General features: G+C 64.2%; 12 protein-coding genes. 6 read left to right on the top strand and 6 right to left on the bottom strand.

Annotation, left to right across the window (positions count from 1 at the left end):
- Positions 1–37 precede the first annotated feature (37 nt).
- From OK351_RS06140 to OK351_RS06150, 3 genes are all read left to right on the top strand, one after another.
- Positions 38–2,161 (top strand): thioredoxin domain-containing protein, encoded by a 2,124-nt coding sequence (locus OK351_RS06140; protein WP_265156894.1) that lies wholly within the window; start codon positions 38–40, stop codon positions 2,159–2,161.
- A 113-nt stretch (positions 2,162–2,274) separates the two neighbouring features.
- Complete coding sequence (locus OK351_RS06145; RefSeq protein WP_265156897.1) at positions 2,275–3,036, top strand: isoprenyl transferase; 762 nt, start codon at positions 2,275–2,277, stop codon at positions 3,034–3,036.
- 342 nt (positions 3,037–3,378) lie between these two features.
- Entirely contained in the window at positions 3,379–4,692 is a 1,314-nt protein-coding gene (locus OK351_RS06150) for a PhoH family protein (protein ID WP_265156899.1), read from the top strand.
- Here the strand turns inward: OK351_RS06150 and OK351_RS06155 are convergent.
- A complete protein-coding gene (locus OK351_RS06155; RefSeq protein ID WP_265156901.1) occupies positions 4,689–5,516 on the bottom strand; it encodes a hypothetical protein in 828 nt (275 codons plus the stop codon). The genes OK351_RS06150 and OK351_RS06155 overlap by 4 nt on opposite strands.
- 84 nt (positions 5,517–5,600) lie before the next feature.
- Between OK351_RS06155 and OK351_RS06160 the strand changes: the two genes are divergently transcribed.
- A complete protein-coding gene (locus OK351_RS06160; RefSeq protein WP_265156903.1) occupies positions 5,601–6,095 on the top strand; it encodes a prepilin peptidase in 495 nt (164 codons plus the stop codon).
- Between the two features lie 4 nt (positions 6,096–6,099).
- Positions 6,100–6,570, top strand: coding sequence for an NUDIX hydrolase (locus OK351_RS06165; RefSeq protein ID WP_265156905.1), 471 nt, complete (start codon positions 6,100–6,102; stop codon positions 6,568–6,570).
- Positions 6,571–6,719: 149 nt separating this feature from the next.
- Here the strand turns inward: OK351_RS06165 and OK351_RS06170 are convergent, their stop codons facing one another.
- The 5 genes from OK351_RS06170 to OK351_RS06190 form a co-directional block, all read right to left on the bottom strand.
- A complete protein-coding gene (locus OK351_RS06170; RefSeq protein WP_265156907.1) occupies positions 6,720–8,411 on the bottom strand; it encodes an MDR family MFS transporter in 1,692 nt (563 codons plus the stop codon).
- Between the two features lie 94 nt (positions 8,412–8,505).
- The gene (locus tag OK351_RS06175; RefSeq protein ID WP_265156909.1) at positions 8,506–9,102 is read right to left on the bottom strand and encodes a TetR/AcrR family transcriptional regulator; all 597 of its coding nucleotides are present in this window, start codon (positions 9,100–9,102) and stop codon (positions 8,506–8,508) included.
- A gap of 205 nt (positions 9,103–9,307) precedes the next feature.
- Positions 9,308–10,720 carry a class II fumarate hydratase gene (locus OK351_RS06180; RefSeq protein ID WP_265156911.1) on the bottom strand — a complete coding sequence of 471 codons (1,413 nt, stop codon included), beginning with the start codon at positions 10,718–10,720 and terminating at the stop codon, positions 9,308–9,310.
- 104 nt (positions 10,721–10,824) lie between these two features.
- The gene (locus OK351_RS06185) at positions 10,825–11,454 is read right to left on the bottom strand and encodes a carbonic anhydrase (protein WP_265156913.1); all 630 of its coding nucleotides are present in this window, start codon (positions 11,452–11,454) and stop codon (positions 10,825–10,827) included.
- Between the two features lie 68 nt (positions 11,455–11,522).
- Complete coding sequence (locus OK351_RS06190) at positions 11,523–12,179, bottom strand: DUF4245 domain-containing protein (RefSeq protein WP_265156915.1); 657 nt, start codon at positions 12,177–12,179, stop codon at positions 11,523–11,525.
- 160 nt (positions 12,180–12,339) lie between these two features.
- Here OK351_RS06190 and glpX point away from each other — a divergent pair, with 160 nt between their 5' ends.
- Positions 12,340–13,374, top strand: a complete 1,035-nt coding sequence (gene glpX, locus OK351_RS06195; RefSeq protein WP_265156918.1) for a class II fructose-bisphosphatase — start codon at positions 12,340–12,342, stop codon at positions 13,372–13,374.
- Positions 13,375–13,428: the final 54 nt, after the last annotated feature.

Here is a 13,428-nt window from a genome sequence, read left to right on the forward strand (position 1 = left end):
CCGACGCGGGTGGGAGCCGAGGCGCTAGCATGGCCTTGTGGCCCAACGACTAGCAAACGCATCCAGCCTGTACCTGCGGCAGCACGCACACCAGGATATCGACTGGTGGCCATACTCACTGCTGCCGTTTGCCCAGGCGCAGCGCCTGGATAGGCCGGTGATGCTTTCCATCGGCTATGCCGCCTGCCACTGGTGCCATGTCATGAGCCGCGAGTCCTTCGACGACAAGGGTGTCGCAGACTTCATCAACGAGCACTTCATCGCCATCAAGGTGGACCGGGAGCAGCACCCGCTGGTCGACGACACCTACATGATGGCCACGCAGGCGCTGACCGGGGCCGGAGGCTGGCCAATGACCGTGTTCACCCTGCCCGACGGCAGGGCCTTCCATGCCGGAACCTACTACCCGCCTGCCCCGCGTGGCAGGGTTCCCTCCTTCACCCAGGTGCTTTCGGCGGTACATGAGGCCTACAATGAACGGCGCGACTCGGTGGAGCAGCAAGCCGCCGCACTTGCCGGGCATTTAGCCGAAATGGGCAGCGGGCACCACCGGATGCTGGGCGTCGTCGGCGACGGTGCCGGAGGAAAGGCCACGACGGGTCTGCACGATGCGATAGCCAGCTGGATCGAGTCCACCCGGCCAGCCGGTGGCTTCGGCCCGGCCCCGAAATTCCCGCCGACCCAATCACTGATCGTCATCTGGCAACAGCTGCTGACCAGCCCTGCCCCGCAGGAGCTGTTCGACGCCGCCAGTACGACCACCGAGGCCCTGCTGCTCGGGGGCTTGCAGGACCACGTCTCCGGCGGATTCGCACGCTATTGCGTGGACGAACAGTGGCAGGTTCCCCACTTCGAGAAGATGCTGTACGACAACGCCCAACTGCTGCGTATGCTGGCTATCTGCCGGGCCGTCTGCACTGTGCTCAGCGGCGAATTCTCCGACCTGCAGCGGCAACAGCGTGCCGCGAACCTGGCCCGTGCCAGCGAACGGGCCGTGCGCGGCATCATGCGCTGGATGGGCCACACGATGCTGACCCAGGGTGCCGATGGGGTCGGGGGAGCGTTGGCCGCCTCACTCGATGCCGATTCGCTACGCAATGGGCAGGGGGTGGAGGGTGCCTACTACACCTTCGACAGGCAGCAGGTACGGCAATTGCTCTCGCAGCTGCCGCAGCCGTTGCCCGAGGGACTCATCCGGTGGGGCGAGGTGTCCGAGGACCCGGGATACTTCTGCCTGTCCCTGGCCCGGATGCCGCAACCGGAGGAATGGGAGGTGTGGGACCAGCTACTGGGCCTGGCCCGCGAACTGCGGTCCGAGCGCAGCGTACCGCAACGCGATGACAAGGTGATCGCCGGGTGGAACGGGCTGGCCATCGAAGCCCTGTGTGTTGCCGCCGACATCCTGGAAGAACCGGGGTACCGTGACCTGGCGGTCCAGGTGGCCGAAACCCTCTGGGAGCAGCAGGTCGACCGGATTACCGGCCGGCTGGCCCGCACCGGTTTCGGTGCGGTGGCCGATCACCACAATGAAGGAACCCTGGAAGACTACGCGGCGCTGGCCCTGGGCTTCGGGGCGGTGGCCGCCGGTGAACCGCACGGCATCTGGGGCCAACGCTCCCGGCTGCTGCTGGATCGTGCACTGGACTTTGTCGACGAGCGGGGTTTGGCCCGCGACACGGTGGAGCTGGACCAGGTGCTCAGCGCGCAACGCGGCCAACAGCCGGCGGCCACGGTATTGGATGACGCGATCCCGTCCGCGGCCTCGCTACTGGCCAGGGCGCTGTGCGCGCACGCCGTCGCGCAAATGGCCGCCGGCATCCAGGGGGAAGAACTGCACCGACAGCTCGAGCGGGCCTCCGCATTGGTAACCCACACCGGACTGGTGGCCGGCAAGTTTCCCAGCGCCGTGGCCGGAGCCCTGGAAGTGCAGGCCGTCCTGGACCGACCGGTCCAATACCTGCGTAGCAGCGGGGGAACGGCGCGGGAGCTGGCGCGTTGGCGAACGGTGGCCGCAGTGCTGGGGATGGGGCTGGCACCTGCCGCAGGGGAGCTGCCGGCCGGTCCCGACGGCAGCCTGCGTGTCTATCCCTGCCGGTTCACCAGCTGCCAGGCCCCGGTCGCGGAGCCCGGCCAGCTGCTGGGCGTCCTGCGCTTGGCATAGCCCGGTGACCACGACATAGCGGGCCATGCTCCGGATGTGCGCGGCAGGTCAGGTTGCAGGCGGTAAATTGGGAGATAGTGCGATTCGGCCATGACCAAACAGAGGAGGAGCAGGTGGGTTTACCTTCCCTTGCCTACCGACTCTACGAACGTCGACTGGCCCGGTCCCTGCCCGCGGACAAGTTGCCGCATCACATCGGCGTCATGGTCGACGGCAACCGGCGATGGGCCAAACTGGCCGGCAGCCCCACGGCGGACGGACACCGGGCCGGCGCCCAGAAGATCCTGGAATTCCTCGACTGGTGTGAGGAGCTGGGGGTCAAGGTGGTCACCTTGTACATGCTCTCCACCGACAACCTGAACCGCGAGGCTTCCGAACTACGCGACCTGCTGACCATCATCGGCAACCTGCTTGATGAACTGGGCCATACCAACCGGGTAAAGGTCCAGCAGGTTGGTGCCCGCGACCTGCTGCCGGCGGACCTGAGCCAGAAACTCACCGAGTTGGAGGCCAGCACCGCCGAGCGCCAGGGCGTGCATGTGAATGTGGCCATCGGCTATGGAGGTCGCCGCGAGATCGTCGATGCGGTCAAGTCCCTGTTGTGCGACGCGGCCGCGCAGGGTCGCAGCCTTGAAGAGGTGGCCGGGGACCTGGATATCGATGCCCTGGGATCGTACCTGTACACCAAGGGGCAGCCGGACCCCGACCTGGTGATCCGTACCAGCGGCGAGCAACGCCTCTCCGGATTCCTGACCTGGCAAAGCGCGTATTCCGAGTTCTACTTCTGCGAGGCCCTGTGGCCGGATTTCCGGCGTGTTGACTTCCTGCGAGCACTGCGCGACTTCGCGGACCGGCAACGCCGCTTCGGTACCTAGCAGGAGTATGCCGGCGCGCCGGCAACCTGGCGCAATACTCCGGAATCGCACGGTTCCGGACGCCCCGGAAGCACCCCGAGGCCACGGTGGGATACGGCCGGCGGATCTTGTTTACCAAATAGAAACCTTTGATTCAGCTTCGGACCCCCATGGTGGGGTTATGGTGGGCACACAGGAGGAACCGGCCTGGTTCCACCTCACCGAAAGGTTCGACACTGGATGGTTGCCCGCACGCAGTACGGGGTCGCCGAACCGGCGACTGCAGCGGATTTCTGGTGAGTGCTTTTCCCACATGCGCGTGGGGAAAGCCCCCACGCGGAAATCGAGAACGGGTGGATCGTCATGGCCCAACAGACCGAAATGACTCCTCGGACCTACGTACTGGACACCTCGGTTTTGCTCTCCGACCCGCATGCGATGTTCCACTTTGCCGAACACCCGGTCGTCATCCCGCTGACCGTGGTCACCGAACTGGAACACAAGCGCAAGGACCTGGAATTGGGGTTCTTCGCCCGCCAGGCCCTGCGGAATCTCGATGACCTGATCCAGGAACACGGTGGCCTGGGTACCGCGGTCCCCGTCGGGAGCACCGGTGGAACATTGCGTATCGAACTGAACAACATCGCCCAGGAAGTGCTCCCGGTGGGCATGCGCAGTTCCGAGAACGACAGCCGGATCCTGGCCGTCGCCAAGTCGATGCTCGACGAAGGGCTGGAAGTGGCGCTGGTGACCAAGGACCTGCCGATGCGCATCAAGGCCGCGGCGATGGGGGTGCACGCCGAGGTGTACCGCAACGAGCTGATCGCCGGTTCCGGGTGGAGCGGGATCGAGGAACTGGACCTGGATGCCCAGACCATGGCCGAGCTCTATGAATCCGAGAGGATCACGGGACCCGAACAGGTTGCCGACAGTCCGGTCAACACCGGATTCGTCATCACCTCGCCGCGTGGATCGGCCCTGGGCCGCAAGGTCCAGGACGGGTCGATCCGGTTGGTGCGCGGGGACAAGGAGGCCTTCGGACTGCATGGGCGCAGTGCCGAACAACGTATCGCCCTGGACTTGCTGCTGGACCCGTCGGTCGGGATCGTGTCGCTCGGGGGACGGGCGGGCACCGGCAAGTCGGCGCTGGCCCTATGCGCCGGAATGGAGGCGGTGCTTGAACGTCGCGAGCACCGAAAGATCACCGTATTCCGTCCGCTGTACGCGGTCGGGGGCCAGGAGCTGGGCTACCTGCCCGGCTCCGAGGGGGAGAAAATGAACCCGTGGGCCCAGGCCGTCTTCGACACCCTGGGATCGGTGGTCTCCAAGAACGCCATCGACGAGGTGGTCGAACGCGGGATGCTTGAGGTGCTGCCGCTGACACACATCCGCGGCCGGTCGCTGCACGATTCCTTCGTGATCGTCGACGAGGCCCAGTCGCTGGAACGCAATGTGCTGCTGACCGTGCTCTCGCGTATCGGGCAGCACTCCAAGGTGGTGCTCACCCACGATGTCGCGCAGCGGGATAACCTGCATGTGGGCCGGCATGACGGGATCGCCGCGGTGGTCGAACAGCTCAAGGGCCATGAGCTGTTCGCGCACGTGACACTGACCCGCTCCGAACGGTCGGCAATCGCCGCCCTGGTCACCGAGATGCTCGACTCGCGGATGGGCTAGCTCTGCGCCTTGCGCTGCGTGCCACGCTCGGCACGCAGCGTCCACGGGCGGGGTTTGCGCACGTCGACCAGGGTCGGGACCGGCGCGGTAAACAGCGAATCGATGTAGTACTCGTTCCGGGCCAGGATGCGTGCACGGAAATCCGGATGCGCGCCGCCACTGAGCACGGTGCGCTGGATAAGCACACCGGTGCGCCGGTCCAGTACCACCAATACGCGGGTGCCGGGCGGAACCAACGGTGACTCGGGCACCGTAGGACGGTAGCTGTGCCCGGCGCTGAGCACCGCCTGGACCACTTCCCGGCCCTGGTCATCCCTGGAATCGCGTAATTCATGTATGAATGTCGGATGATCGAAAGCCAACTCCAGCGACGCTGGTTCCTCCCCGGCTAGTTCGAAGGGATCCAGCAAGGACTCCAGGAAGGGAAGCGGCAACAGGTCCCCGAAGCCCTGGATCGCCGGACGTCGTTGGACCAGGTGGTCATCGCTGAAAACCGGAGCCACCAGGGAAGCGGGCAGGGCCCAGGAGGAAGCGCTCGCCGCCACGTAGTCCAGGCCCCGATCGGTGGTGAACCGCTCACGCTGGTAGAGCAGCTGCTCCTCGGCTCCGGAAATCGCGATGGCCTCCCGGCCCCGCAGCAGTACGGTCACTTCCCCTTCGAGCCCGAGCTCCGCTCGGGCGAACTCGGTGGGGACCTGTACGGTGACCCGCAGGCTGGTACTGAGCCACGGAGCCGAACGGGCCAGGGCGCGAAAACGCCGACGGTCCTCGGAAACCGGGGGCGTGGTCCCGGGGAACTGTGGTGCGGCGGCTGGCTGGTGCATACCTCCAGTGTAGAAGGCAGCACGCTATGCACAAGGGGCAGCCCGCACCTGCCGTAATTGCCCGCCGGTGCCTATGCTCGGTACATGATGGCATTGATGCAGGGCGGTACCCTGCTGCAGATCGTGACGGTGGCCTACCTGGGATGCTTCGTGTACTTTTCGGTGCGCTTGTCGCTGTCAGACATCCGCCAGCACCGGTTGCCCAACCGCCAGGTCCTGGCGTGGGTGCTGAGCAGCGTCCCGTTCCTGCTCGCCTTCGGTTTCCTGACCGGGAACTACCAGGCATGGCTTTTCGCGTTGCTGGGCGCACTGCTGTTGGGCGGGGCCTACCTGCTGCTGTCGCTGCTGGGACGCGGTGCGATGGGGATGGGGGATGTTAAACTGGCCACCGTTCTGGGCCTGAACCTGGGGTACTTCTCCCTGGCCGCACTGGCGTTGGCCACCGTGCTGGCTTTCGTCTCCGCCAGCCTGGTGGTTCTGGCCGGGGTGCTACTGGGCCGCCTGACCCTCAGATCCCGGGTGCCCTTCGGGCCGTTCATGATCCTGGGCGCGGTGCTGGCGCTGGGTGTGACACCATGATCCCATGGCTACACCGGAATTCATCACGAAACTACGTCACCACATTGGTACCGAACCGCTGTGGCTATCGGGCGTGAAGGTCGTGGTATTGCACGATAATCAGGTATTGCTGGTGCGTCGTGCGGACAACGGGTTGTGGACCTTGCCGGCGGGGATCATCGACCCCGGGGAGGAGCCGGCGCACACAGCCGTACGCGAGGTCCGTGAGGAGACCGGCATTGAATGCGAGGTCACCCACCTTGTTGGTGTGGGCGTGACCGCCCCGACGCGGTACCCGAACGGGGATGAAGCGCAGTACCTGGATGTGGTCTTCCGCGCCCAAGCGGTGGATCCCCGGCGTCCCGAGGTCGGCGACGAGGAGAACCTGGAGGTCGGCTACTTCCGGCTGGATGACTACCCGGACCTTCCGCCACTGCACGAACGGGCGCTGCGTTGGGCCCTGGCGCCGCGGATCGGTGGGTACTTCGGAAAATAGGATGTGCCTCCGGGTTACCTTTGGGGAGACACGCCACCAACCGGTGTGGTTGTTGGCTGCCGGATCACCCGACCTGCGAAACCCCGCCCCGAGCCAGCCCGGAACGGGACTGGGATGGGACGGGGCAGGCTGACCTGGTAGGCATTGACCTACTGGTCGTTGCGGGCCCCCGATGCAGCGTTCCCGGAATTCCCCGGTTCACCAGCGTGGGGGGACAGCTCGGACTGCAGCCCTAGGCGCTGCGCATCTTCCAGGGCCTGGGCCTCGGCCCCGCCCACGGCTTCACCCCGGGCCACCATGCCTGCGGTATCCGATAGCGGCACCTGCTTGAGCAGCAAGGCGAGCAGGAACGCGATGAGAATGAACGGAATCAGGTACCAGAACACCGGAGCCAGGGAATCGGCGTAGGCGGTGACGATCCCCTCCCTGACCGGTTCGGGCAACGCTTCCATGGTCTGTGGATCCAGGGTCGCGGTTGCGGTGCCGGCGTCCTCCGGACTGGCACCGGCTGCGCTGAAGACGTCCATGAGGTTTTCGGAAAGCCGGTTGGTGAACATGGCACCGAAGATGGCCACACCCAGTGATGCCCCGACCTCGCGGAAGTAGTTGTTGGTCGAGGTGGCGGTGCCGACCATGTCCGGAGCCACCGCATTCTGCACCACCAGCACCACGACCTGCATGATCAGGCCGAGCCCGGCACCGAACACGAACAGGTACACGCAGATCAACCACAGGGGGGTGGCGGAAGACAAGGTGGTGAATGCCAGCATGGCCGCGGCGGTGACCAGGGTGCCGGCGATCGGGTAGCCCTTGTACCTGCCGGACTTGGTGATCGCGATCCCCGAGTAGATGCTGGTGCCCATCAAGCCGATCATCATCGGAACCATTAACAGCCCGGAAACTGCTGCAGAGGTGCCCGAGGACATCTGCAGGAAGGTGGGAACGAACGCGATCGCCGCGAACATGCCCAGCCCGAGTGTGAAGCCGATGGCGGTGGCATTGATGAAAATCCTGTTGCGGAACAACGACAGCGGAATGATCGGGTCCTGGGCACGGGACTCGACCAGGATGAACAGCACGACGGCTGCGATCATGCCAGCACCCCAGGCCCATGTTTCCAATGCGGCCCAGCCATGGTCTTTTGAGCCGCCGAAGTCGGTGAAGAAGATCAGGCAGGCGGTGGCGATCGACAGCAGCACCACACCGGGTACATCGATTTTCTTGGTGGCCCTCTTGCTCGGCAGGGTCAGGGCGAACCAGGCGATCAGGAACGCGGCGATACCGATCGGGATGTTGATGTAGAACGCCCACTGCCAGGTGAGGTGGTCAACGAAAAAGCCGCCCAGGAGCGGTCCGGCCACCGCGGAGATACCGAAAATGGCACCCAGCGGACCCATGTACTTGCCGCGCTCGGATGCCGGAACGATGTCGGCGATGATGGCCTGCGACAGGATCATCAGGCCGCCACCGCCCAGCCCCTGCATGGCGCGGAAGAACACGAACACCCAGAAGGAACCGGCGAAGGCCGCACCAACTGAGGCCAGGGTGAACAGGGCGATGGCCACCAGGAACAGGTTGCGCCGACCCAGCACATCGCCGAACTTGCCGTAGATCGGCATCACGATGGTGGTGGCCAACAGGTAGGCGGTGGTGATCCAGGCCTGGTGTTCCACGCCACCGAGTTGCCCCACAATGGTGGGCATGGCGGTGGACACGATGGTTTGGTCAAGCGAGGAGAGCATCATCCCGGCGATCAGCGCGGAGAAGATGATCCAGATCCGCCGTTGTGTCAGCAGCAGCGGGGCCGGTGCCGGTGAATTCCGGCTGGTGGTGGTGGACATGAGGGTTCCTTCACGAAATCTGGGTGTGGCGTGGTGTGGTTGGCCGGGACAATCCGGCCGGTGGCTGCTGGTGTTCCGCAACATGCGGCAGGAGCTAGTGCCGTCGCAGGGGCTGCGCGAGTAGTTGTTGGGCCTGCTCCATGACGTTGAGGAATTCCTCGCCCAGTGAGCACTTGTCGGGGTTGGCCAGATAGCGGTCAACGGCCGTTATGGTGGCGAAATGGATGGTGTGGCCCATCATGGCCAGTCCCGGATGATCCTCTGCCACCTGCTCGCGGGTGGCCACGAGCTTGCGGAATTCGGCTTCACGTTGCGGCACCAGTTCCATCATGCGTTTGAGCAGTTCCGGATCCCGGTGGACGGCCTGGAAAAAACCATGGGTGCTCAGGATGGCCTGTTCGTCCATATCCAGTTGTTCCAGAACCAGGGTCACCAGATCGGCCAGGAGGGTGGGCGATAGCCCGGTGATCCCCGCGGGGCGCGCGGCCATGAAACGCTCGATCGCTCCGTCGGGAAGGGCATCGGAATCATGGCCGAAAACCGCGTCCATCTTGGTGGGGAAGTAATTGAAGAAGGTCCGGCGGGAAATTCCCACCCGGGCACACAACTCCTCGATGGTGAATCCGGAGAACCCGTGTTCGGCGGTGAGCTGCCGGGCGGTGCGGGTGAGCGACAGCCGGGTTTTCTGCATGCGAGCACCACGTCCGGTCGGTGAGGTTGACGCCACCGGAGAATTGGATGCACTGTTTTCCATAAAGTGCAGTTTTGCACTTATGGATACAGAGTGCAACTTATGTGATACCTGACACCGCGGCCATAGACAGCAGCGGGCCACCGGAAGAATCCGGTGGCCCGCTGCGGTCAATGCCGATCATGTCTGGGACGTGATCTCGGAACTAGTGGTTGCCCGTCATCGTGGAGACGTCCAACAGCGCATCAAGCTGCTCCTCGGAGATCTCGCCGCGTTCCACGAACCCCAGGGCAAGGGTGGCTTCGCGAACGGTGAGCTTGTCGGCCACGGCCTTCTTGGCGATCTTCGCCGCGTTCTCATAGCCGATCAGCTTATTCAGCGGGGTGACGATCGAGGGGGAGGCCTCGGCCAGGAACCGTGCGCGCTCCTCGTTGGCGGTAATCCCGTCCACCATCTTGCTGGCCATGACCCTGCTGATATTGGCTAGCAGGCGGATGGACTCGAGCAGGTTTGCCGCGATTACCGGGATGCCCACATTCAGTTCGAAGGCCCCGTTGGTGCCGGACCAGGCGATGGTGGTGTCGTTGCCGATCACCTGTGCCGCGGCCTGGATGGCGGCTTCGGAGATCACCGGGTTGACCTTGCCTGGCATGATCGATGAGCCGGGCTGCAGGTCGGGGATGGCGATTTCACCCAGGCCGGTATTCGGTCCCGAACCCATCCAGCGCAGGTCGTTGTTGATCTTCATGAAGGAGATGGCGATGGTCCGCAAGGCCGCCGAGGCCTCGACCAGGCCGTCGCGGTTGGCCTGGGCCTCGAAGTGATTGCGGGCCTCGGTGATGGGTAGTCCTGTGTCCTCGCGCAGGAATTCGAGCACCTGCTGCGGAAACCCCGGTGGGGTGTTGATCCCGGTGCCCACCGCGGTGCCGCCCAGCGGGACTTCCGCGACGCGGGGCAGGGCGGCCTCCACCCGCTCGATGCCGTAGCGGACCTGTGCGGCGTACCCGCCGAATTCCTGGCCCAGGGTCACCGGGGTGGCATCCATCAGGTGGGTCCGGCCGGACTTCACGATGTCCTTGAACTCGGTCGCCTTGGCTTCCAGTGAAACGGCCAGCGTGTCCAATGCGGGAACCAGGTTGCCCAGCAGTGCCGCGGTGGCGGCCACGTGCACCGAGGTCGGGAAGACGTCATTGGATGACTGCGAGGCGTTGACATGGTCGTTGGGGTGGACTTCGGTATGTGAACCGGATGCGGCCAGCTGGCGGGTCGCCAGCTCGGCGATGACCTCGTTGGTGTTCATGTTCGAGCTGGTACCCGAACCGGTCTGGAACACGTCGATGGGGAAGTGGCCGTCGAACTGCCCGGTCGCGACCTGGTCCGCGGCGGCAACAATGGCTCGGGAGCGTTCCTCATCCAGGACACCCAGTGCCAGGTTGGCGCGCGCGGCGGCCTTCTTGACCTGCGCCAGGGCCTTGATGTGCTCGGATTCCAGGCGCTTGCCGGAGATCGGGAAGTTCTCCACGGCGCGTTGGGTTTGTGCCCGGTACAGTGCGTCCTTGGGAACGCGGACCTCACCCATGGTGTCATGTTCAATGCGGAAATCATCACTGGTAGTCATGAAGCCAACGCTACGCGCAGTCGGGATTAGAGAACAATACTATGACCTAAAAATCACCCTGCACCGTGAGCCGGAACATAGTGCGGCTCCTATGGCAGGCAGGTTCAGGACACGCCGAACCCGGAGACCAACTGGGCCTTGCCCTCGGCCAGGCGGTAGGTGATTCCCACGACGGCGGTACGCCCCTCGTCCACGGCGTCGGAAATGATCCGCGAGCGTTCCAGCAGTCTTTCGGTGGTTTGCGCGACATGCTCGACCACCGTGGAATTCACGTCGAAAAGCCCGTGGCTTTCAGCGGCGAACACCGAAGGGGTGATGTGCTCAACCAGGTCGCGAATGAAGCCCTTGGGCATCCGCCCGGATTCCTTGGCCTTGATGGCGCTGGTCACGGCACCACAATTGTCGTGTCCCAGGATGATGATCAACGGGATGTTCAGGAGATCGATCGCGTACTCCAGCGAGCCGAGGCTGGCCGTATCGATGACATGCCCGGCGGTACGGACCACGAACACGTCGCCCAGCCCGACGTCGAAGATGATCTCCGCAGCCAGTCGCGAGTCCGAACAACCGAAGATCACGGCGAACGGTTCCTGGGTTTCAACCAGCGATTGGCGGCGCGCGCCGTCCTGGTTGGGGTGCTGGGTCTGGCCGTTGATGAAACGGAAGTTTCCTTCGCGCAACCGCTGCCAGGCTTCCCGGGGAGTGGCCGGGCGTGTGGTGTTGTTCTCGAGCATGATCTGAATTCTATGCCGCCGGCACCCGGTGGACCGGTCTTGTTGCGGGGCCGTCCGGCAACGTGACGTTATCTGACCTGTTGCTGTGCGACTTGGGCGATCGCGAGCAATTGTTCCTCGGAGGTATCGCTGGATAGCACCAGGGTCGAGTCCTCGCGTTCGGAGATCAGGTACACCTGGCCGTCCTTTTCACGTTGTTCCCATTCTGAACCATCTAGGACCAGGGTGTCGGTGGGAACAGCGTTATCGGTCAGTGCGGCCAGCCAGCTGGGGTTGAATTCGTCATTGGAGATCTGCCGGACCCACACGAAATCACGCTCGTGCATGACCAGCCCGAATTCCCAGTAGGAGACCTCCTGTACCCGGGAAGTCTGCCAGCGGGCGAAATTCGCGTACTCGCCTTCGCCCAGGTACGGGGCCCAGGGAACGAAATCGGCGGCAGGTGCGGCCTGCTCGGCCACTTCCTGCAAGTCGACGGACCGGTCGGCATTCCCACCGCTGTTGATCGGGTTCAACAGCAGGATCGGAATCACCGCAGCCAGGGTGAACAACAGCGAAAGCACCATGCCCTTGAATGTCTGATTGGCGCGCTTGGCCTGGCTCTTGGTCAGCTGCGGCTTGTAGGGCAGGTCTTCGAAGGTCGCGTCGGGGTCATTCAGGTCACGACGCCCGGACGCGGTGGCGATCGATTCGGGCTCGGACTGCTGGTTCTCTCGTGGCTGCACCCCTACATTCTCCCCGATACACCGGAACAAATCGAACCAAGGTGCTTCGAGGCACACCTTGGGCGACGTGACGTTGATAATGGGCGGGGATTCAACCGCAGCAGGTACAAGCGATATGATGAAGCTGTTTGCAGAGACGCAAGAACAGACGACTGTAGCGATGGGATCTTTCGTGACCGAAAACAACAACTTTGCCCACCTTTCTCCGCGACTGTCGGTTTCCGAAGCGGAACCGGATCGTAACCTGGCACTGGAGTTGGTGCGTGCGACCGAAGCGGCAGCCATCGCCTCTTCCCCGTGGGTAGGTTTCGGCGACAAGAACGCAGCAGACGGTGCCGCAGTGGATGCCATGCGCGGATTGCTGTCCACCGTGAACTTCAACGGCGTCGTGGTCATCGGCGAAGGCGAAAAAGACGAAGCCCCGATGCTGTTCAATGGCGAGAAGCTGGGTACCGGCAACGGCGCCGAGTGCGATGTGGCCGTCGACCCGATCGACGGCACCCGGTTGACGGCGCTGGGTCTGAATAACGCACTGTCGGTGCTGGCCGTGGCCGACCGCGGTTCGATGTTTGACCCTTCGGCCGTGTTCTACATGGAGAAGCTGGTCACCGGCCCGGAAGCCGCCGAGCTCGTGGACCTGCGGTTGCCGGTGAAACAGAACCTGCACCTGATGGCCAAGGCCAAGGGGAAGAAGACCAGCCAGATCACCGTCACGGTCCTGGACCGTCCACGCCACGAGAAGCTGATTTCCGAAATCCGTGACGCCGGCGCCCGGGTAAAGCTGATCATGGACGGCGATGTTGCCGCGGCCATCGCGGCGACCCGCGAGGGTACGGGTGTGGATGCGCTGATGGGTATCGGCGGCACCCCCGAAGGTATCGTCACCGCCTGCGCCATCAAGGCGCTGGGCGGCGTGATCCAGGGACGCCTGTGGCCGACCGACGAGGCCGAGCGCGATCAGGCCCTGGCCGCCGGCCACGACCTTGACCGCGTCCTGACCACCAGCGACCTGGTCACCTCCGACAACTGCTACTTCGCCGCCACCGGCATCACCGACGGCGACCTGCTACGCGGGGTGCGCTACAAGAACAACCGGATCCACACCCAGTCGATCGTGATGCGTTCGAAGTCCGGCACCATCCGCTTTGTGGAAGGTGAGCACCAGCAGGACAAGTGGGAAGCCTATACCCGCTAGACAGAGAAGCGGCATGATCCGCAGGCCGTGGCCTTCCCTGGGGGAGGGCCACGG

Source organism: Glutamicibacter sp. MNS18 (assembly GCF_026107515.2).
Classification (GTDB): domain Bacteria; phylum Actinomycetota; class Actinomycetes; order Actinomycetales; family Micrococcaceae; genus Glutamicibacter.